At 35.3% G+C, this 20527-nt stretch carries 17 protein-coding genes and 1 riboswitch; of the genes, 9 read left to right on the top strand and 8 right to left on the bottom strand.

Translation table 11 applies throughout. From position 1 onward, the window contains the following. Positions 1–63 precede the first annotated feature (63 nt). Complete coding sequence (locus tag AC6CHH_RS13525; protein ID WP_498283741.1) at positions 64–837, bottom strand: XRE family transcriptional regulator; 774 nt, start codon at positions 835–837, stop codon at positions 64–66. A 107-nt stretch (positions 838–944) separates the two neighbouring features. On the opposite strand from AC6CHH_RS13525, the gene AC6CHH_RS13530 reads away from it, so the two are divergent. Continuing rightward, entirely contained in the window at positions 945–1265 is a 321-nt protein-coding gene (locus AC6CHH_RS13530) for a GIY-YIG nuclease family protein (RefSeq protein ID WP_498283743.1), read from the top strand. A gap of 62 nt (positions 1266–1327) precedes the next feature. On the opposite strand, the gene AC6CHH_RS13535 is transcribed toward AC6CHH_RS13530, so the two are convergent. Together AC6CHH_RS13535 and AC6CHH_RS13540 are read right to left on the bottom strand one after the other, a co-directional pair. Beyond that, positions 1328–4450, bottom strand: coding sequence for a peptidase MA family metallohydrolase (locus tag AC6CHH_RS13535; RefSeq protein WP_498283745.1), 3123 nt, complete (start codon positions 4448–4450; stop codon positions 1328–1330). 195 nt (positions 4451–4645) lie between these two features. Further along, entirely contained in the window at positions 4646–6949 is a 2304-nt protein-coding gene (locus AC6CHH_RS13540) for a penicillin-binding protein 1A (RefSeq protein WP_498283747.1), read from the bottom strand. A gap of 254 nt (positions 6950–7203) precedes the next feature. On the opposite strand from AC6CHH_RS13540, the gene rpoN reads away from it, so the two are divergent. Both rpoN and AC6CHH_RS13550 read left to right on the top strand, forming a co-directional pair. Continuing rightward, the gene (gene rpoN, locus AC6CHH_RS13545) at positions 7204–8667 is read left to right on the top strand and encodes an RNA polymerase factor sigma-54 (RefSeq protein ID WP_498283749.1); all 1464 of its coding nucleotides are present in this window, start codon (positions 7204–7206) and stop codon (positions 8665–8667) included. Positions 8668–8700: 33 nt separating this feature from the next. After that, positions 8701–8796, top strand: a riboswitch (SAM-I-IV-variant riboswitch). A gap of 60 nt (positions 8797–8856) precedes the next feature. Then, a complete protein-coding gene (locus AC6CHH_RS13550) occupies positions 8857–9117 on the top strand; it encodes a 5-oxoprolinase (protein WP_498283751.1) in 261 nt (86 codons plus the stop codon). 3 nt (positions 9118–9120) lie between these two features. Here the strand turns inward: AC6CHH_RS13550 and AC6CHH_RS13555 are convergent, their stop codons facing one another. Further along, positions 9121–10233, bottom strand: a complete 1113-nt coding sequence (locus tag AC6CHH_RS13555; protein ID WP_498283753.1) for a DUF2891 domain-containing protein — start codon at positions 10231–10233, stop codon at positions 9121–9123. Positions 10234–10317: 84 nt separating this feature from the next. Between AC6CHH_RS13555 and AC6CHH_RS13560 the strand changes: the two genes are divergently transcribed. From AC6CHH_RS13560 to AC6CHH_RS13585, 6 genes are all read left to right on the top strand, one after another. Then, positions 10318–10995, top strand: a complete 678-nt coding sequence (locus tag AC6CHH_RS13560) for a DUF937 domain-containing protein (protein ID WP_498283755.1) — start codon at positions 10318–10320, stop codon at positions 10993–10995. A 218-nt stretch (positions 10996–11213) separates the two neighbouring features. After that, positions 11214–12248: a threonine aldolase family protein gene (locus AC6CHH_RS13565; RefSeq protein ID WP_498283757.1), complete on the top strand. Its 1035-nt coding sequence runs from the start codon at positions 11214–11216 to the stop codon at positions 12246–12248. Positions 12249–12307: 59 nt separating this feature from the next. Beyond that, on the top strand, positions 12308–12826 hold the full coding sequence (gene idi / locus AC6CHH_RS13570; protein WP_498283759.1) for an isopentenyl-diphosphate Delta-isomerase: 519 nt from the start codon (positions 12308–12310) through the stop codon (positions 12824–12826). Between the two features lie 191 nt (positions 12827–13017). Next, positions 13018–13560, top strand: a complete 543-nt coding sequence (locus AC6CHH_RS13575; RefSeq protein WP_498283761.1) for an AAA family ATPase — start codon at positions 13018–13020, stop codon at positions 13558–13560. A 193-nt stretch (positions 13561–13753) separates the two neighbouring features. Beyond that, a complete protein-coding gene (locus AC6CHH_RS13580) occupies positions 13754–15097 on the top strand; it encodes a DUF3472 domain-containing protein (RefSeq protein ID WP_498283763.1) in 1344 nt (447 codons plus the stop codon). Positions 15098–15217: 120 nt separating this feature from the next. Continuing rightward, positions 15218–15607 carry a (deoxy)nucleoside triphosphate pyrophosphohydrolase gene (locus AC6CHH_RS13585; protein WP_498283765.1) on the top strand — a complete coding sequence of 130 codons (390 nt, stop codon included), beginning with the start codon at positions 15218–15220 and terminating at the stop codon, positions 15605–15607. A gap of 31 nt (positions 15608–15638) precedes the next feature. On the opposite strand, the gene AC6CHH_RS13590 is transcribed toward AC6CHH_RS13585, so the two are convergent. The 4 genes from AC6CHH_RS13590 to AC6CHH_RS13605 all read right to left on the bottom strand — a co-directional run bounded on the left by AC6CHH_RS13590 (position 15639) and on the right by AC6CHH_RS13605 (position 20354). Next, a complete protein-coding gene (locus tag AC6CHH_RS13590; protein WP_498283767.1) occupies positions 15639–16652 on the bottom strand; it encodes a nucleoside hydrolase in 1014 nt (337 codons plus the stop codon). 138 nt (positions 16653–16790) lie between these two features. Beyond that, the gene (locus tag AC6CHH_RS13595; RefSeq protein ID WP_498283769.1) at positions 16791–18023 is read right to left on the bottom strand and encodes a Glu/Leu/Phe/Val dehydrogenase dimerization domain-containing protein; all 1233 of its coding nucleotides are present in this window, start codon (positions 18021–18023) and stop codon (positions 16791–16793) included. Between the two features lie 26 nt (positions 18024–18049). After that, a complete protein-coding gene (gene hppD, locus AC6CHH_RS13600) occupies positions 18050–19177 on the bottom strand; it encodes a 4-hydroxyphenylpyruvate dioxygenase (protein ID WP_498283771.1) in 1128 nt (375 codons plus the stop codon). A 13-nt stretch (positions 19178–19190) separates the two neighbouring features. Continuing rightward, positions 19191–20354, bottom strand: coding sequence for a homogentisate 1,2-dioxygenase (locus AC6CHH_RS13605; RefSeq protein WP_498283773.1), 1164 nt, complete (start codon positions 20352–20354; stop codon positions 19191–19193). Positions 20355–20527 lie beyond the last annotated feature (173 nt).

Consider the following 20527-nt stretch of genomic DNA (forward strand, 5'->3'; position numbering starts at 1 on the left):
TATTACAAAGATACAAAATCCTTTATTAAAATCAAAACAACAATTTAGTATTGCTAAAATGGATTACCCTTTCTCAACAACAGAATTAATCGTTTTTTGCATTTGCGCCATCATAGATGATAAACCTTCCAAAGTTGGTTCTATACCAGCTTGGGGAAGTTCAGTACTTAGAAATGCCTTGGCCTCCCAAACTTCCAAAATTTCTGATGATTCAACCCAATATGGGTCATAAGTTTTATTATCAGACATTAATTTTAACCCCTTTCCTTCATTGTATTTATGAGCAACGCGCTTATAAACGATCCCCTCGTTTAAGGAAATTATAATGTAAGTATGTCCTGATTTTATATTATGCCAATTTTCAACATATTCTGATATGATAAAAGAACCAGAAGGAAGCGGCAACATTGAATCTCCTTTAATCTCGAAAGCTCTATAGGTTCCCTGGTTAAATAAAGGTAAAGATATTTTAGGAAGGTCTTTTACAAACTCAGGATCCCCATACCCATTTAAATAACCTGCACTTGCCTTCACAGGAACGAACTCTATATTCTCGTTGTTTTCAGAATCAACTGTTATAGTCAGCACTCTTAAATTAGACGAATTGCCTTTAGGAGTTGGCTTCCATTTTTCGTCAATTTCATCATTGGCCAATTCATCCATAGAGAGCTCATAGAACTCAGCTATTTTTTTTAGTAGAGAATACTTTGGTTCAGCTCGATTCTCTTCATACGCACCAACTGAAGCACGCTTTATTTCAAGGAGATCAGCAAATTTTTGTTGAGTTAATCTCTTTTTTTTTCGGAGAAACTTAAGATTTGATGCAATATTTGACATGAATTTTTAAAATTTATTTTTTTAAAACTAATTTTATTAGTAACATTGTGCCAATAAAGTTAGTATAATATTTTAATATAACCAAATATTTTAGTTTACATCAGCGTATGAGCACTTATTACACCTATATTACAACGGACCCAAACAGAAGATTCCTAGAATCGGGAGTTACCGGAGATTTATCTGTATTGAAAAATGATTTAAACTTATCCATACAAAACGGGAGATCTCCCCAGACTTATTTAAATCGAATTGTTTTAATTGAGAGGTTCAATAATTTGATAGATGCACAAAAAAGACAAATGGAATTATCTAGTTATGGTCGAATTGTTCGGGAACGTATAATTCGTCAAAAAAATCCAAATTGGTTAAGTCTTAGTCCGAAGACAGCATTTGGTATTACAAAAAAGGTCGCTGTCTACGCCTAAGCAGTAAACAACGACCTCAACAACCTTACCTACACTAAATCTATTTGCATGTATGGATTAGACTACCAGCCTGGAGCAAAGTTTAATCCGAAGGTTCCAAATTTTTCCCGCGTGGGATTATTCAGTTGAATTGCATAATATGGTTCTAATATCATGGCACCAAATAAATTAATGCGCATAGACACCCCTGCACTAAAAACAGGCATCGTAACGTTCGGATCGTAAATTTCATAGGTTGCACCATTAATTGATTCAACAATCTTATCCTCTTCTTTCTTATCCCATTTTATTGTGCTGTTATTACTCCAAGCTAATCCCCCATCGATAAAAAAGTTCAAATCTGAGAATAAAAATCCTGATGGCAATAAAGCCAATTTCTCTGGTCCGGTAAAAGGAATACGGACTTCGAGGTTTCCTACCACCATTTTAGAGCCTGATAGATCGGAATAACCAATTTTACTATTAGGTCCGAAAGAATTATTTTCAAATCCTCTGACCATATAAGGATAACCTATATAAATATTATATAATTGATCACTTCCTTCTCCTATACGCATATAAGAATATAACCTGGCAGCGATGGTAATAGGTTTAACGCGATGATATTTTCTCAAATCAACGTTCACGGCCGTAAATTTATAGGTTCCAAAATATTGCTCAGCTCCTAGCCTATATCTAAACCCTTGCAATGGAGCGGCAATTCCAAAAACAGCATTATCTCCTACAAAACCGGCATTCACTTGCATCAAATTAAATGGATCCAGAGACACGCCTCCAAGGGCATTTCCAGCCTCATCATTTGGCACTCTTTCTCTAGTGCTATAGTAGTTGTAATAACTTTGAGTAAATCGGTCTACACGGTATGAATTATAAGAAATTGCTCCTCCAGTCTCGAAACGATGATGTCTATTAAATGGATAAGCTACAAATGCATCTGCCTGGGTTTGAAATGAACGAATCAGATATTGATCTATAACTGGTTCAAGTCCAGAACCTAAATCTCGCTCGGCAAAATCATAAAAACCAAATCGATATGGAATATGTGAAATTGATCCACCCCAATTCCATCGGCTTTTTTGATTAATATAGGCTACCTGGCCTCCAAAATCGTAAATTTCGCCGTTGATATTTAAGGCTGCAAAAATTTGATTATATCCTAGAATATCGGAAAACATTCCTTGTATACCTGAATTTATCCCAGCTCCATATCGAGAACCAACTGACATTCCAACACCGCTATTCGCTAAATAGTCAAGTTTAAATTTTGGCTTATATGGAATGTCTTTAATTTTAGAATCTGAAATTCTTCCATAAGCGTTAAAATTTCGCAAATTAGTGTTTACAACATTAACTCCTCTGCTCTGTGCTGGTGGGAGCATTGCAGCTTCGAAATCAACAACCCCTGGATCAACCGGCACATTTTCAAAATCTGTACTCTTAGCCTTATATACAGTGTAGGCATTATCCTTATAATACGAATAAACGATATCATCATTTGCCGAGACACTAAGTGCAGGAGAATATTCTGTAATGCCACTTATGCCTGTAAAATAATCTGTCATCCTTTCTACTTGCCCGGTTTCCAGAATATATTTATACATGTTTCGGAAACCATCGTTATTAGAAAGGAAAAAGATCTCTTTACCGCTAGAAGAAAATTGAGGGTTTAAATTATTTGCACCCTCAAAAACAGTTATATTTTTTAATTCTTTAGAATCTATATCGATAATTGCTAGGCTCATCGGGATATCAACTGACTTTGAGGCAGATTCTAAAGTGATACGATCTGTACTAAAAACAATTGATTTACCGTCTCTTGAAAAACTAGGCTGAAAATCTGAATATTTATCATTCGTTAATTGAACAAGTTCTTTCGTCTGAAGATTGTAAGTATAAATATCGCTTCTTCCGTTTTTTAATCCAGAAAAGGCAACCTGATCCGTAATTGGGGACCAGGTAATATTTGTGAACTCCTTAATCTCGCCCATTTCCTGAACAGATAAAGATTTTCCTGTCTCAACATCAACAATCATTAATTTATTCTTCCCTTCACTAAAGATGGAAAAGGCAAACTTCTTACTATCTGAAGAAAATGTACCTGCTGATTCAATAAAGCTAAATTCATCAATATCACCGTTCGTTAATCTGCTTCCTAACTTACGGATTACACTACCAGTCTGTGCGTCTGCCAAAAATAAATCGATGCTAAACAAGTCTAGTTCTGAAAGAAAGGCGATATACTTACCATCAGGAGAAATAGCTGGCGAAACATTCATCCTTCCTGCATTCTTCTGAGAAAGCAACAACTTACCAATCGGATTTGAGGTCGTATCCTTTCCCATACTACGGTATGAATTTTCCATACTATTCTTCCATAAAGTAGACATAGTTTGTGCATCGTAACCAAACACACGTTTTACAGCGTCCTCATATCCATATTTAGCCGTTTCAATAAACAAAGGCATTATAACCGTATCTCCATAGGTTGCACCAATATACGACCAAAACGCTTGACCGTATCGGTATGGGAAATATTTATTGGACTGCTCAGTCATCTGTCTTAACGTAGGTAGATCGTTTCTAGCATATGCATCTCGCATCCACATGGAAGTAAAGGCATCTTTTTTACCAATAGAAAAATACTCAGCCATTCCCTCAACCATCCACAATGGAATATTACCTATGCTTTCTAAACGAGTAGAATCTCCTCCTTCTAGCAAAACTCTATATTGAAAAGCATGGACCATTTCATGCCCTAACACATGCCTGGTTTGTTGATTAATTTGCATAACTGGCATAACCACCCTTTGCTTAAATGCTTCGGTCACCCCCCCTGTTCCTACGCCAATTTCTCCAGAGATTGCAGTAGTCTGTTGAAATTCAGGATGATTGTTATAAAGAATGATAGGGTTCTTTCGTAAAAAAGTATCCTGAAAAACTTGCTGATGTAACTCATACCAAACTTCTGTTTCTTTTGCAAACCAATTCATCATTGAATCATTCTGCAAGTAATAATAAATATTAAAGTGCGGAGTATCATACACTTTGAAGTCTAGTTTTTTATACCTCATTTTATTTTGACCAAAATACTGAGCTTGCCCCTTATTAGGCAATAATGACAAGCTTAAGATCAAAATGAAGTTAACACAAAGAATCTTTCTTAGTAAGGTGTTTTTAAATTTCATAATTTATAAATAATTAGTGAAACACCAACTTCACACTAGGTGATAAATTGGTTTCAATTTTTCGTGTAATTTCTTCTCATGATCAAGAAAGTAAAGACATTACATCTACTTCACTGCTGATCTCGCTGTTATTTTACGAGATTTTCAAGTTTACTTCTTATACTTTTAAAATTAACTAATTCAAATAAATTAATTCTAATTAATCAGTTCTGTTTCTTCATTTTGTTGACTCGGTTCTGCGATTTCAGGAAGAACAAGGTTAGGTATATCCAATTGATCAACAGGATTTATTGAATCCACAGAGTCTGTTCTAGCCCGAATACGAGGGCCTGGGCAATTAAATTCTTTGGTAATTTCTACTTTTGACTCCGGAAATTTTCCCAAAGTAACACCTAACTCAGGATGCTTATACAGTTCTTCCATAAACATCGCATAGATTGGCAAGGCCGTTTTAGAACCTTCGCCGGTAGCCGAGGTTTTAAAATGAATACTTTGCTCATCGCAACCTACCCATACACCTGTTACTAAATCCTTTGTAATTCCCATATACCATCCATCAACATAGTCAGAAGATGTCCCAGTTTTTCCTCCAATTTGATTTTCTTGCTCAAACAAATCCCATTCCCACAAAGCTTGAGAAGTCCCTCCCGACTCTTCAATAGTTCCTCTTAACATATACCCCATTAACCAAGCATTTTCTGGTGAAATCGCTTGTTTGGTTTCAGTTTTAAACTCTTTTAATACTTTCCCATCTTTATTCTCTATCCTAGAAACTAGCACTGGAGAGGTCCGCTTGCCTTCATTCATAAAAGTGCTATATCCACGAACCATCTCTAAAACTGAAACATCATTTGAGCCTAAACCAACAGAAGGTACAGATTCAAGTTTACTGTCAATTCCACATTTCTGTGCCATCTGAACTACTTTATCCCATCCTACATCCTGCGTAATTTGCGCCGTTACAGAATTTAAAGAACGAGCCATCGCGTGTCTTAGCGACAATTCACTATAAGAAAATTTCCAATCTGCATTTTTGGGTTCCCAAACTTCTTGCTCACCTTTATTATTAACAAATTCTATTTTAATTGGTTTGTCCTCGTATTTAACACATGGACTCATACCTGACTCCAAAGCAGCTGCATAGGCAAACGGTTTGAAAGTAGAACCAGCCTGTCTTTTAGCTTGATTGACATGATCAAACTTAAAATAATTATGGTTAATTCCACCAACCCATACTTTAATCTGCCCGTTGTAGGGATTCATAGCCATCATTCCTGTATTTAACATACTGATATAATGTTGTAAAGAATCCATCGTGGAGTATTCCACCTCTTGCATACCATCCCATGTAAATACAGACATTGTTTTTTTCTTCCGAAGTTCTTCAAAAACTGCGGTTTCATCATTGAATTTTTTCATTAATGAACTAAAGATTGGCAATTGCCTGGCATGATCTTCCAAAAAATTTGGAATTACATTACCTTCATTATCTCTCCAGGGTAATTCACCTTCCCAAGAACGTTCAAGTCTGCCTTGAAGATCTTTCATTTTTAGGGCAACCTTTTCTTCTGCAATTTTTTGCATTCTAGAATCTATCGTTGTATAGATCTTAAGTCCACTAGTGTAAATATCTATTTGATTCTCCTCAGACCACTCTTCCAACCATTTCTCAACAGCGGTACGTAAGTATGAATCATTTGAACTTCTAATATCTTGATTGTTTAAATTCAAGGCCAAAGGCTTCTTGCTCCAGCTTAACATTTCTGCTCTTTCAATATAGCCCTCCTTTTGCATTTGACTTAGTACTACGTTACGTCTTTGCAAAGAATTTTTAGGATTTCGAATTGGACTAAAAAGAGTCGTTCCTTTGAGCATCCCTATAAGCACTGCAGCCTCACTAATATTTAAATCATCAGGCGATTTATCAAAATAACGTCTGGATGCTGATTTTATGCCGTACGCGTTATTACTAAAGGAAACCGTATTAAGATACATAGTTAATATCTCCTGTTTAGTGTATTTATTCTCTAACTTGAAAGCAGTCATCCATTCCTTGTATTTGGTAACCACCAATCCCAAACCCGGAATCCTGCCAAGGAATCCTTGAGAGTCTTTGTAGCGTGTACGGTAAAGGTTTTTAGCTAATTGCTGGGTAATTGTGCTGCCTCCCCTTTCACTCCCACCAATGGTCGAAATAATTCCTGAAAATAAACCAATAACGTCAACTCCTTGATGCTTAAAAAAGCGGACATCTTCGGTCGCAATTAATGCATTAATGAGATTTGGAGAAATACTATCATAAGAAACAGGATCTCGATCTTCCTTAAAATACTTTCCAATCAATACCGAATCAGCTGTATAAAGTTCGGATGAAATATTAAGTTCTGGCAACAAAATCTCTCCCCTAGTTGGTGAGGAACCAAATAGACCCAGAAAATTAATTTGGACCGCACAAGTGAATAAAACAATGAAATATATAACTATCAGTGATATACGCAAAAATTTGTTTCGGACACGTTTAAACATGCAGTAAATATGAAGAAAACTTTGGTAAAAACTATATCGAATCAAGCAAAAATCATACTGGAATTAAAAATTAACGAATTTTAACAATTGTCACTTATCGTTCTTTTTACCATTGGCTATCAAGCATCCGCCCTATCAAAAACTGTACCCAAATCGACTATTATATCCCAAAAACTTATTTTAATTAAATAATAATCGTTATTTTTACCTAACTTATTATAGGGAATATGTTAAAACAAACACTACAACAGAAATTATTACAAAAACTTTCACCTCAACAAATACAGTTCATAAAACTGCTACAGGTTCCAACTGTATCCTTAGATACTCGTATTAAAGAGGAGCTTGAAGAAAACCCTGCCCTTGAAGACGGAAGTTTAACCAACATGAATGATCCTGTTGAAGAATACCCAGACAAAGATCCGGACGAGGACTTCGGATCAGAGGATACTAGTTTCGATGAAGAGTTTAGTGTAGATGAATATATTCAAGAAGACGATTTCCGTGATTACGGGGGGAGTTACGATCACGATGATGAAGACAATAAAAAAGAAATTCCAATTGCAATTCAAGACTCCTTTTTTGAGAATCTCCAGAATCAATTAGATTTACTGGCCTTGAGCGATAAAGACTTTCTTATTGGACAGCAAATTATTGGATCCCTGGATGATGATGGCTATTTGCGACGTCCAATTCCTTCACTAATTGACGATCTCGCTTTTTCTCAAAATGCGATTGTTGATGAAAAAGAAGTCGTAGATATGTTAAAAGTCATTCAAGAGTTTGACCCTGCAGGAATTGGAGCCAGAAATCTGCAAGAATGTTTGACTATCCAATTAAAAAAGAAAGATCAAGAGAATTTGATTATTCAGAAGGCGATGGTAGTTGTCGTAAATTATTTGGACGAGTTCACGAAAAAACATTATGACAAGATCGAAAAACAGCTTGGAGTCTCCTCTGAGGAGCTAAAGGAAATTGTCAATGAAATTTTAAAGTTAAACCCAAAACCAGGGGATTCAGGAGCAACTGCAGGAAAACAATTACATATCATTCCTGATTTCCATATCAGCAATAATGACAGCGTTCTTCATCTAACTTTAAATGGGCGGAATGCACCCGAATTAAGAGTTTCTAGATCTTATCAAGAAATGTTCGAGCATTATGAAAAAACGGAAAAAAACGACAAAAAAATGCGTGAGGCCGTTCAATTTGTCAAACAAAAACTTGATTCAGCAAAATGGTTTATTGACGCAATCAAACAACGCCAGCAAACACTTTTAAAAACCATGAATGCAATAATGGAGTATCAATACGATTATTTCCTTACCGGAGATGACAGAATGTTAAGACCTATGATACTTAAAGATATTGCAGACAAAATCGAGATGGACATTTCCACCGTATCTAGGGTTGCTAATTCAAAATATGTACAAACAGAATTTGGGACTTTTTTGCTAAAGTCTTTTTTCTCTGAAGCAATTCAAACCGAATCAGGAGAAGAGGTATCTAATAAAGAGGTAAAGAAAATATTAGAAGAATGCATTAACAATGAAGATAAAAGGAAACCCCTAGCAGATGAAAAACTGACTGATATTCTAAAAGAAAAGGGCTACTCCATCGCAAGAAGAACCGTAGCAAAATATAGGGAAGCTATGAATATTCCGGTAGCGAGGTTGCGAAAAGAATTGTAAAATTTGGATTTTTAATTTTAATCTACTAGTTTTGTAGAGTATTCAGAATTGCTTAAGAGCAATACCAACCGAGTGACGTCACCGCGGTGGTAAATCAATACGGGTCTCATACCAAAATAAAACGTTTTTATACGGTTAAATCACCCCAATCTGAGTGCAATAATGATTAAACACTTAAACATTCATTGTATGTCAAACAAAAATCATCTACAACAACATTTACTTGAGAAATTCCTTAAGTATTCCAATAATGAGCTCGTTATCTTAAACAATGAACTCGTTAATTCAAATTGGGGTTCAAATAAATCAATATTTCGGACAGCATTGATTAGTACACTCTCTAAACGCGGTGTAGATCTTTCGGCAATTTTATCAACCGAAGATGGATTCACCCAGATTCATCAGGTTCCTGTAAAGCTTGAGGAAAATAAGCTCATTCCTTTATGTTAATACTTAACGATAATTTGCCTCATTAACAGACAAAGCATATAGCGAGAAGGTGCCTAACCAGTGAGTTCCCATGTAATCATCTTGTTGATTCAGGTTCCCTATAGAATATTTAAAATGTGCATTAGCAATGTTTTTTAAATGGTCTAAAGCAGGGTCAATTGAGGATATACCCCAAAGACAAGCAGATCGACTATAATTTAAACCATCTAGGTGAACCAATTTACCATCTGCCCTATCTTTCACTATCGCCGGATCCAATGTAAAATTTTCATCAAAAAGATTCGGCATAAATCCTTTTAACCAAACCATATAATCAGACTTGTTCATAATCCTACTCATCAATAAGGCCTCCTCTAAGCAAGGGGATAAAAAATCATATCCGCTTGGTTCATAAGCCAAATTGCAATTACTATCCGCTTCAAAAAACCGCAGGGAATTTTCGTGAATAGCGTCAATGAATGATTGGTCAGCTACCTGGTTTGCATAATCCAATGAGAGTGTCAGACTAAATGCAGTATTATCATGCTGACCAGACCTAATGGGGTAAACCAGTTTAGGAAGGTATTCTTTATAACGTTCTACGAGTAGATTAACCAATGGCTGCAATGTTGCCTCCCATCGTTTTGCATCTTGGTCTTCCCATACATGAAGCTCTTGTTGCAATTTAAATAACCAAGCCCAGCCATAGGTTCTCTCAAAGCCTAAGTTGTTCTTATCTTCAAAAAAAGCCTGTTCAATAGCAACATTTTCGCTTGTGATATGCTCATTTAATATCGCTCTAACTTTTCCGTCTATGTCAAGCTCAGGAAATTGTTTCATGAGTTTTATGATTGACCAGTAACCGTGAACAGAAGAATGCCAATCAAAACAGCCATAAAACAATGGTCTAAGATCTTTTGGTCTCTTTAAGTCATCACTACTCCCTAAAACCTGGCCTAATTTATTTGGGTATTCTATTTCCAAACAGTGCGTTGGAAGTGCAAAAATTTGTTTAGCCAATGTTGAAGTCAATACAATGTTCTCTTTAACAAAGTTTTCTTGTTTTATTTTTTTTTGACCACAGGAAATGAAAAGTAGGACAAAAAACATACATGAAGAATAACTAATTTTAATCATCCGAATAAATTTGGCAATGTATTTGAACTAATATGGATATTAGAATTAGTAAAAATAGTATTTAAAACATAAATAAACCAAATCATGAATTTCACCGATTTAATTTCAGGTAGCGTTGGCTCACAGGCTGCCGATGGCATATCACAAAAACTAGGAGTAGATAAAAATCAAACTCAATGGGTTATGTCTGCCGCCATCCCCTTGATGATGTCTGCAATCAATTACAATGCTCAAAATAAACCTGAAAAAGCCGAGGGGCTACAACAGGCATTATCTAGTCAACACTCAGGTGGAATATTCGATAATTTGGGAGCCTTGTTTAACAATGGCCCAACAGAAGATGATGATAAAATAGTGAACCATATTTTTGGTAAAAATACAGAATCAGTAAAGGAAACACTATCTCAAAAATCAGGTATTGACATTGGCAAAATTGGTGGTATTCTTGCATTAATTGCACCGCTGGTTATGGGCTATTTAGGTAAACAAAACAAAGATTCACAAGCTTCTTCTGGTGGAATTGGAGATTTACTAGGCAATATTCTTGGTGGAGGTTCCAATCAAAGTAGTACTTCAGGAGGTATTGGTGATTTGATAGGCAGCGTTTTAGGTGGATCAAAATCTACTGATGCCTCACAAACAGGCCAACCAAATATTTTAAGTGGTTTGGGTGATTTAGCGGGTGAGTTTTTTAATCAAAAAAATGACAGTAATACCAAAGGAGGTATTTTAGACAACTTAGCTGGGATGTTCAACAAATAAAAGATCGTTTAATCCCTGGGTTTCAAAAGACCAAAAAATGTGATCAAAAGTAAATTGATCACATTTTTTTCTACAATGACTGCACCAATATATTAAGTAAGATTTGATTAATGATCATCTCTACCTAGAACGGCATTCCATAAATTTCGATGATTACCTTAGGCAAGCCTTTGTGGCTTAGACTTGGGACAGTTTGATGCTAAATATTATCTTTACACATGCAAACAAAAACATCTTTTAAAAACGATTATAGTGAAGGTGCAGCCTCAAGAGTTTTAGAATTACTTCTAAACAGCAATGACCAACAAGAACCCGGATATGGTGAGGACACCCTGAGTATAAAAGCAAAAAATTTAATCAGGAATTCCATCGGTAACCAAGAAGCTGAGATTTATTTTGTTTCAGGTGGTACCATGGCGAATGTACTTATCATTAGTCATTTGTTAAAACCCTACGAGTCTGTTATCGCCGCTGATTCAAGTCATATTCAAGTGCATGAAACGGGTGCAATTGAGCATTGTGGGCACAAAATAAACCTGGTCAAAAACAACAGTGGCAAAATCGATGTTCAGGGAATAAGCAAAATTATTGAGCTCCATTCAGATCAACATATGGTTAAGCCTGCAATGGTTTATATTTCACAAACAACTGAATTAGGGAGTATTTATAGTAAAAAAGAATTAACTGACATATCGACCTATTGTAAAAAAAATGGACTTTTATTATTCATAGATGGCGCCAGATTAGGAGTTTCACTGACTGCAAAAAGCAATGATTTAACATTAATAAATATCGCGAATCTCTGTGATGTATTTTATATTGGTGCCACTAAAAATGGGGGGTTACTTGGAGAAGCTATTGTATTCCCGACACCTCAATATGCAAATGGCTTTCCCTATTACCTAAAACAGAAGGGGGCTTTAATGGCAAAAGGACGTATTTTAGGGGCTCAATTTTGCGCTCTGTTTGAAGATCAGTTATATTTTGACTTAGCAAATAATGCCAATCTAAAAGCAAGTCAGATCGCCGTTGCTATTTCTAAGCTAGGATATAAATTTTTGACTCCTGTCGTTAGTAATCAAATTTTTGCCATATTGCCGATCACTTTAATAAACAAACTTTTAAACCACTTTGAGTTTTATATTTGGGAAAAATTAAACCATGATATGGCTGTGGTTAGACTTGTTACTTCATGGGCAACAAACGATCATGATACCGAGCGATTCATAACACTTTTAAATGAAACTAATTGACTACTATTGTATTCAACCTATTAATTTGTTAATTTAGATGTTAGCCAAAATATATTACGATGAAAACGGAAGAATTTTTGATCTTGGTTGACCAAGAGGATAACCCTATCGGGCAGATGGAAAAGCATTTGGCTCATCAGTTAAATAAAAAACATCGTGCTTTTTCAGTATTTCTTTTAGACAAGGATGGAAATATGATTTTACAAAAAAGAGCTGAGAACAAGTACCATAGCGCTGGGCTTTGGACCAATGCTTGTTGTGGACATCCTAGACCAGGTGAGGAAACAAAGGAAGCCGCGATCCGCCGATCTATTGAAGAACTTGGCATTCAAATTGAAATTCAAGAGATTTTTAGTTTAAGCTACGAGGAATATCTTAAAAATGGTATTTGGGAAAACGAATTTGACCATGTTTTTTTAGGAACTCACATTGAAGGAGCATTAAAACCTAATCCACTGGAAATTAGTGAGCTAAAAACGATGTCACTATCTGAAATTGAACAAGATATCAAAAATAATCCCGAGGCATACACCTATTGGTTTAAGTTAATTATCCCAAGAATAAAAACCTATCTTTAACGCTCGGATAAAGCTTGATCGATTTTCTGCAGATTCCTACACCAATAAAGCTTATTGTTTCCACCATTGAAACACGCTAGTCCCCAAAAGCTCATTTATTAATAACCACCCAATTCCTAGTCTATTTATGTCCTGAACTTTCAAAGAATACTATATCGTCTCAAAAAACCATCTTTAAAATTTAAATCGGAATGAATAACTTCATTATATTGACCGGAGGACCTGGGGTCGGAAAAACATCTCTACTTAATTTCTTAAATAAAGTTGGATTTAAAACCGTTCCTGAAGATGCGCGTGAAATCATCAAAGAGCAAATCGCTATGGATGGACAAGGTTTACCATGGATGGATAAAATGGTATTTTCAAATCTCATGATAGAAAGATCTTTAAGCAGCTATAAAAGTGCCGTACACTTAAATTCAAACCACACTTGTTTTTTCGATAGAGGAATTCTTGATGCAGTAGCTTATGCGGAGATGGAAAATATCGTTTACCCTACTTATTGGGAAGCCTACGCAATGAAATATAGATACAATCCATTGGTATTTTTGTTACCTCCTTGGAAGGATATTTATGTGAATGATTCACAAAGGAAACAATCCTGGGAAAAATCAGTGGAGACCTATAATTGGATAAAAACTACCTATAAAAAATTCAATTATCAAATTATAGAAATACCATTAGAGAGTATAGAAAAAAGAACTTCTTTTATTCTAGAAGTTTTAAGCCAATAATTAATTATGAGATATCGCTATCCAATTAACCGCAATGATGCTGAACTAGTAGCTACAACTACAAAAAGAGCTATGAAATGGAAGAAATGCTTATAAAAAAAAGCCATATTTTTTAGGCAATCGTTTGATTGACTGGAAAATTTTGCCATTTTAAATCCAATGCATATCTTCATTGAACCAATAAAAATATATTATGTTCAAACTACATATTGCAAAGATTTTATTTCTTTTAGGTATCTCCCTTTCCATGTTACCAACGGCGTGCTCCAAGCAGCTTAATCTACCTGATAATTCTCTTAAAATAGTTGACATTAATGACAGCATTTACCTGATACCTTTTTCTGGAAATTCTTTTATTACTAGTGTACAAGTAGACCAAACTGCAGAAATTACACGAAATAATGGTCTTAAACATTGGACGAATAACAAAACTATAATTAGTACATACTTCAAGGTCTCTAAAGCTGGAAAATTAAAAATAGCCCTTCGGGCTAAAGGATTCTCCCAAAATCACTCTAAAATTAAACTTACCATAGATAAGCAAAGCAAAGAACTCATAGTAAAGGGCGATCTTATCAATGATTATCAAGTAGGAGTTTTCGATGTAAATTCAGGATATGTTAAGGTTGATATTCAAGGCATTGAAAAATCAGGAGACTATTTTGCGGATGTATCTGATTTAGTCATATCAGGTGCCCCAGCAAATGAAGGTTTATTATACAGCAATGATGAATCTTTTTATTATTGGGCGCGTAGAGGACCGTCTTGTCATATGGCTTTTACGATTCCCACCAATGAAGACATAAACTATTATTATTCAGAACTTCAAATTCCTGAAGGCGAAGACAATATTGGATCTTATTTTATGGCGAATGGTTTTGCGGAAGGGTATTTTGGAATACAGGTGAATTCTAAGACAGAAAGAAGAATATTGTTTTCAGTTTGGAGCCCATTTAAAACAGACGACCCTTCTTCTATACCAGATGATCAAAAAATCAAATTGAATAAAAAAGGAGTCAATGTGAACACAGGAGAATTTGGAAATGAGGGATCTGGTGGACAAAGCTTCCTTCGTTTCAACTGGAAAGCAGGAAATAAATATAAATTTTTATTGAAAGGTGAACCTGACAACAAGGGCAACACAGATTACACAGCGTGGTTTTTTGCCCCTGAAGAAAATAAATGGATGCTAATTGCCAGTTTTAAAAGGCCCCAAACAAATACCTATCTAAAACATTTCCATAGCTTTTTAGAAAATTTTAACCCCAATAATGGTCACTTAGGACGGAAGGCTAATTATTTAAACCAATGGGTAAGAAGTAATTCAAATAAATGGTATAAAATTCAAAAAGGCAAGTTTACTGTAGATGCTACTTATTCAAATAAGCAACGTAACGATGCTATTGGGGGGACAAATGATCTAGGCTTTTTCTTAAGAAATGGAGGTTTTTTTAATGAGGAGGTTACTCCAGGAAGCGAATTCAATTTCGAAAACAAATCCAATGAACCAGAAATTGATTTTTCAAAGCTTCCTTAACAGACCATTGGATAATTCAGCAACGATAGCCTTATTCTGATGAAGCCCTCAAAAATTATTAGCTAGCCAACAAGTGGTTAATTGTTTTTGTTGCCAATAATAAACCTTTATATTTACGGGATGATACATGTTTGCTGTGCCCTTATTGAAAAGAACAATCAAATTCTCATTTGTCAAAGATCACCAAACATGAATTTGCCCTTGAAATGGGAATTTCCTGGTGGAAAACTGGAAGAAGGAGAAACATTACAAGAATGTTTGATTCGAGAGGTCAAGGAGGAAATTAATTTTGACGTTGAAATTATTGAAGAATTAAGCAAAGTGGAATATCATTATCCCGATTTTTCGTTGACATTATATCCTTATGTATGTACTCATAAAAGTGGTAAACTTTTAGTTTTAGAACACGAACAAGTTCTTTGGGTGGAAAAAACAGATTTGTTTCGCTTTGACTGGGCCAATGCAGATTTAGCAATCGTTGAAGAATACATTCGAACCAGAAGGGGATAATTAAATGGATTGCAAACAATAATACGATATTCTACCTGTTGGACTTGTGCTTAGGTACTCTACGTATTAATTCTAAAAATCTATTCAAAATTTTCTGTTGCTGATTTTTATCAGCTGACAGTATAAAATGCTTCCCTTTGCTCTTCGTGAAGGAAGTTTTACCTTGATGATCAAGATGGATCGTTCCTTTTCTAGAAAGGGTAAAGTAATTCTTTGAATTGCCTTCTACAGCATATAATACTGATGTTAAATCCCACGTAGGTCGATCATATGGCATTTTATGATAGGATTTGTATGCAATTACCATAGGATGCGGAGCAAGGGAAGTAAAATCATTTTGAATGCTATTTCCTGGATATTCTATTGATTGTCCTAATTCAAAAGGACTAACGACAATTTTCGTAGGCCATTTTTCAAATAATATTTTCGCTGAATTTACATCCTTTGCAATATTATATTCCACAAATCGCTTACTTGTATCTGAATTCAAGTTACCGGCCATTATGCTTAAAAATTTAACTTTTTTTGCCACCAGAGCTTCCCCACTTAATTTGCTGTATTGATCGGGTTTGCTATTTAATAATCGGGCTAAATTAGTCGAAAAACCGACAGAAACGATTGTCACCGACTCATCTTTTTGCTGGCTTAGAATCTTTCTATACATCTCAACAGAATTGATTGTGTTTTCATCTTTCACCTTGGATTGAAAGGGACGCACACCTTGATGAACAAAATTGAGAGTGAGCTCAGCGTAATTCTTAGCATCACCTTCAGAATTGGCACCATTTTTTACGGTACCTAATGGAATATCAGAATAGCCGTACCAAGTGTTTAACATGTTAAGGAAAGGTATACTATTCTTATTGTTTTTGTTATTACTGATAGCGAGCAACTGAATTAAACCTTCGTCTTGATATTTGTACAACATATCTAACGCCAATGCATCATCAATATCGTTACCCATATCTGTTTCAAAAATAATAGGAATCTTCTTTTCTATCCCTTCTTGAGCAAAGCCGATTATCGGTAAAATTAAATTCAGCATTAGGATATATTTCCCAAGATTTTGGACAGAAAAATGCATACAATTTGGTTTAGGTGTTAAAAGGTTGATTATTCAACATCCAAAATAACAAAAATAAATCATTTATTTATGTTCTTCAAGTCATTCAGTTTTATAAACTTAAACCAACTGTCTTAATGCGAGTTCGTATGCCCTAAAAGAAATGTTAGTTTTATTTTGTTCCGAGATATCACATATATTTTTTAAGTTCTTATAAATAACTTCAGATACATCATTAAAAATAGCGCGATCATTAATTTCGATATTTGGATTCATCAGATAAGCAAAAACCCTGGCCATACCACAATTAGCAATAAAATCAGGGATTACTGCTACATTTTGATCCGCGTATTCCATGACTGGACCATAAAATATTTCTTTGTCCGAGAAAGGAACATTTGCTCCTGATGAAATGACTTCCAATCCATGATCGATCATTTCCATAATCTGATCTTTGGTTAATAACCTTGAGCCAGCAGCAGGAATAAAAATTTCAGCCCCGGTACTCCAAACATCTTGGTTAATTTGATCAAAAGGGATTATCTTTTCATGGTATAAGCTATTTGCTTTTCTATTCATAAACAAAGCTTTGATTTCACTTAATGAGAAACCATTTGGTTGTATTAACCCACCTTTCCGGTCTATGATTCCAACAATGTTCACGCCTAGTTTACTCAAATAAAAAGCAGCTGATGCAGCTACATTGCCCCATCCTTGAATAATGGCTCGTTTTCCCTCAATAAATGATGAAGTAAGATGGTAATAGTGTTTAACTGCCTCACTAACCCCAAAACCCGTTATCATATCAGCAACCCTAAGTTGTTTTTTTAAATCTGGGCTGTAGTTTATGTCGTCTAAAACTTTCGATACACCAACACGCAACTGTCCAATTTGGTGGATACGGCTATTCTCTCGAATATCATAGTGTCCGTTCAGCACACCTTCTTGTGGATGCCACAAACCATATTTCTCAGTGATCGGAATAACCTCATTAATTTCATCAACATTAAGGTCCCCTCCAGTTCCGTAATAGTTTTTTAACAATGGGGTAACCACCTTAAACCAACGCTCCAGAACTTCCTGTTTCCTTGGATCAAACGGATCAAAGTTTATACCTGATTTCGCTCCTCCTATTCCAGGACCTGAAACGGTAAATTTAATCTCCATTGTTTTAGCTAAAGACACCACGTCATTTCGGTCCAGTCCTTTTTGCATCCTTATACCTCCTCCAGCAGCGCCCCCACGTAAAGAATTGATAACTAGCCAACCCTGAGCATCCGTTTTTGAATCCCTCCATTCAAAAACGATTTCAGGAGTTTTATTTTCAAAAGCTGCCAATAATTCTTTCAACATATTTTGTGACTTTTAATTATGATCAACTACAAATTTCCACGAATGGCCTGCTCCCTTTCAATCGCCTCAAACAGAGCTTTAAAATTTCCTGCACCGAAGCTTTGAGCACCTTTACGTTGAATAATCTCAAAAAATAAAGTTGGTCTATCTTGAACAGGTTTAGTGAAAATCTGTAATAGGTAACCTTCTTCGTCTCGGTCAACTAGGATTCCCAGCTGCTGCAGTACGCTAATTTCTTCATCAATCTCTCCCACACGATCTCCCAGCATTCGGTAATAAGAATCTGGTGGTGCACTTAAAAAATCTATACCATTTTTTTTCAATAGCTTAACTGTTCTTACGATGTCATTGGAAGCCATTGCCACATGTTGAACACCCTCTCCTTCATAAAAATCGAGATACTCTTCGATTTGTGATTTCTTTTTCCCTTGAGCAGGCTCATTAATCGGGAATTTCACATAGCCATTTCCATTGCTCATAACTTTGCTCATTAAAGCAGAATATTCTGTATTGATTTGTTTATCATCAAATGATAGAATATTTACAAATCCCATTATCTGTTCATACCATTTAACAATTTCATTCATTCGATTCCAACCAACATTTCCGACACAATGGTCTACATACAATAGACCTGACTCCTCCGGATTGTAATCACTTTTGCAAACTTTATACCCTGGTAAAAAGACTCCTGTATAATTTTTTCGCTCCACAAACACATGAACGGTTTCCCCATAAGTATAAATTCCAGCAGTTTTTACCTGCCCATATTGATCTTCACTAATTCTTACTTCTTGGTAAGGTTTCGCGCCACGCTTGATGGTCTGTTGAAAGGACTTTTCAGCATCATCAACCCAAAGTGCCAGTATTTTTATTCCATCACCATGCTTTAATACATGATTTGAAATTTCGTGATTTGAACGAAGTGCTGAAGTCAATACAATACGGATTTTATTCTGTCTCAACACATAGGATGCTCGGTCATGTATCCCTGTTTCAGGGCCAGCATACGCTTCGAATTGAAATCCAAAAGCTGTCTTATAAAAATGAGCAGCCTGCTTAGCATTACCTACATAAAATTCAATATAATCTGTCCCATTGATCGGTAAAAAATCTTGTGCTTTAGCAATTTTTTGTGCAAATGTTGGTGTCATAATTTTTTAAGATTTATTGATTAGCTAACCAAGATTTAAAATAATCAGGGTCCTCAATTTCCAATGCCTCCTGAGTAAGCATTAAGGGTTGAAAAGGATCAATCATAATAGCCAATTCATCCGTTTTTTGCGCTCCAATGCCCTCTTCTACTGTTCCAGGGTGCGGTCCATGTGGAATACCTCCAGGATGCAGGGTAATTTGGCCCTTTTCAACAGACTTACGACTCATAAAATCACCATCCACGTAATAAAGAAGTTCATCTGAATCCACATTACTATGGTTATAAGGCACTGCAATTGCCTGTGGATGATAATCATATAATCTTGGACAGAAACTACACAATACAAATGAATTTGTTTGAAAAGTTTGATGAACAGGTGGAGGCTGATGAAGCTTCCCAGTTATAGGCATAAAATCATGTATAGATAAGATCCAAGGGTAGTGATAACCATCCCAACCAACAAAATCAAATGGATGGTTTCCGTAGATATATGGATAAATCAAACCTTGTTTTTTAATTTTAATCTCAAATTCGCCCTGTTGATCAATACATTGTAGATTTCCAGGTCTTCCAATATCACGTTCACAAAAAGGGGAATGCTCCATTAATTGTCCAAATTCATTTCTATGCCGATCAGGTGTTTTAATTGGGTCGAAAGATTCTACAATAAAGAGCCTATTGTCTTGGGTGTCAAAATGAATTTGATAAATTATTCCTCGAGGTATAATAACATAATCTCCATATTTAAAATTTAGTTCGCCATATCCGGTTTTTAAAACTCCCGAACCTTGGTGAATAAAGATTATTTCATCGGCTTGACTATTTTTATAAAAATAATCAAGCATTGATTCTCTTGGAGCGGCTAAAGAAATATGTAGATTTTGATTTACCAAAACTGGAGTTCTACTTTTTAAATAATCATCCTTTGGTTTAATCTTAAATCCTTTAAGACTGGTATGCTTCAAATGCTTTTCTCTTGCAATTTTTGGGCTTACATCATAAGGTTCTTTAATTGCTTTAACCACAGTGGGTGGATAACAATGATACACGAGTGAATACATATTTGAAAAGCCATGAGTTGATACTAATTCTTCAGAATATAACTCACCATTAGGTTTTCTAAAGATAGTATGGCGTTTTGGAGGAATTTCCCCCATTCGATGATAAATTGGCATAAAAAAAGTTTATGAGTGGATATAAAAAGCGACATCTAAGGGTTTAGACACACTTCTAAATACAGAAAAAAGAGAAGGTAGTTAATATTGGGCAAATACCAAATCAGCAATCAGCGCCTTTGTTAAAGACATCATACCTCTAGAAAGGTTGATTGTTTGATTGGAATAAATAT

This window comes from Sphingobacterium sp. GQ94, from assembly GCF_059758715.1.

What these genes read in the sequence shown, in the direction of transcription:
- AC6CHH_RS13530 (WP_498283743.1), top strand. Translation starts at nt 945, where the DNA reads ATGAGCACTTATTACACCTATATTACAACGGACCCAAACAGAAGATTC.
- AC6CHH_RS13590 (WP_498283767.1), bottom strand. Translation starts at nt 16,652, where the DNA reads ATGCTGAATTTAATTTTACCGATAATCGGCTTTGCTCAAGAAGGGATA.
- hppD (WP_498283771.1), bottom strand. Translation starts at nt 19,177, where the DNA reads ATGACACCAACATTTGCACAAAAAATTGCTAAAGCACAAGATTTTTTA.
- idi (WP_498283759.1), top strand. Translation starts at nt 12,308, where the DNA reads ATGAAAACGGAAGAATTTTTGATCTTGGTTGACCAAGAGGATAACCCT.
- AC6CHH_RS13580 (WP_498283763.1), top strand. Translation starts at nt 13,754, where the DNA reads ATGTTCAAACTACATATTGCAAAGATTTTATTTCTTTTAGGTATCTCC.
- AC6CHH_RS13535 (WP_498283745.1), bottom strand. Translation starts at nt 4,450, where the DNA reads ATGAAATTTAAAAACACCTTACTAAGAAAGATTCTTTGTGTTAACTTC.
- AC6CHH_RS13605 (WP_498283773.1), bottom strand. Translation starts at nt 20,354, where the DNA reads ATGCCAATTTATCATCGAATGGGGGAAATTCCTCCAAAACGCCATACT.
- AC6CHH_RS13550 (WP_498283751.1), top strand. Translation starts at nt 8,857, where the DNA reads ATGTCAAACAAAAATCATCTACAACAACATTTACTTGAGAAATTCCTT.
- AC6CHH_RS13595 (WP_498283769.1), bottom strand. Translation starts at nt 18,023, where the DNA reads ATGTTGAAAGAATTATTGGCAGCTTTTGAAAATAAAACTCCTGAAATC.
- AC6CHH_RS13575 (WP_498283761.1), top strand. Translation starts at nt 13,018, where the DNA reads ATGAATAACTTCATTATATTGACCGGAGGACCTGGGGTCGGAAAAACA.
- AC6CHH_RS13565 (WP_498283757.1), top strand. Translation starts at nt 11,214, where the DNA reads ATGCAAACAAAAACATCTTTTAAAAACGATTATAGTGAAGGTGCAGCC.
- AC6CHH_RS13585 (WP_498283765.1), top strand. Translation starts at nt 15,218, where the DNA reads ATGATACATGTTTGCTGTGCCCTTATTGAAAAGAACAATCAAATTCTC.
- AC6CHH_RS13560 (WP_498283755.1), top strand. Translation starts at nt 10,318, where the DNA reads ATGAATTTCACCGATTTAATTTCAGGTAGCGTTGGCTCACAGGCTGCC.
- AC6CHH_RS13555 (WP_498283753.1), bottom strand. Translation starts at nt 10,233, where the DNA reads ATGATTAAAATTAGTTATTCTTCATGTATGTTTTTTGTCCTACTTTTC.
- AC6CHH_RS13525 (WP_498283741.1), bottom strand. Translation starts at nt 837, where the DNA reads ATGTCAAATATTGCATCAAATCTTAAGTTTCTCCGAAAAAAAAAGAGA.
- rpoN (WP_498283749.1), top strand. Translation starts at nt 7,204, where the DNA reads ATGTTAAAACAAACACTACAACAGAAATTATTACAAAAACTTTCACCT.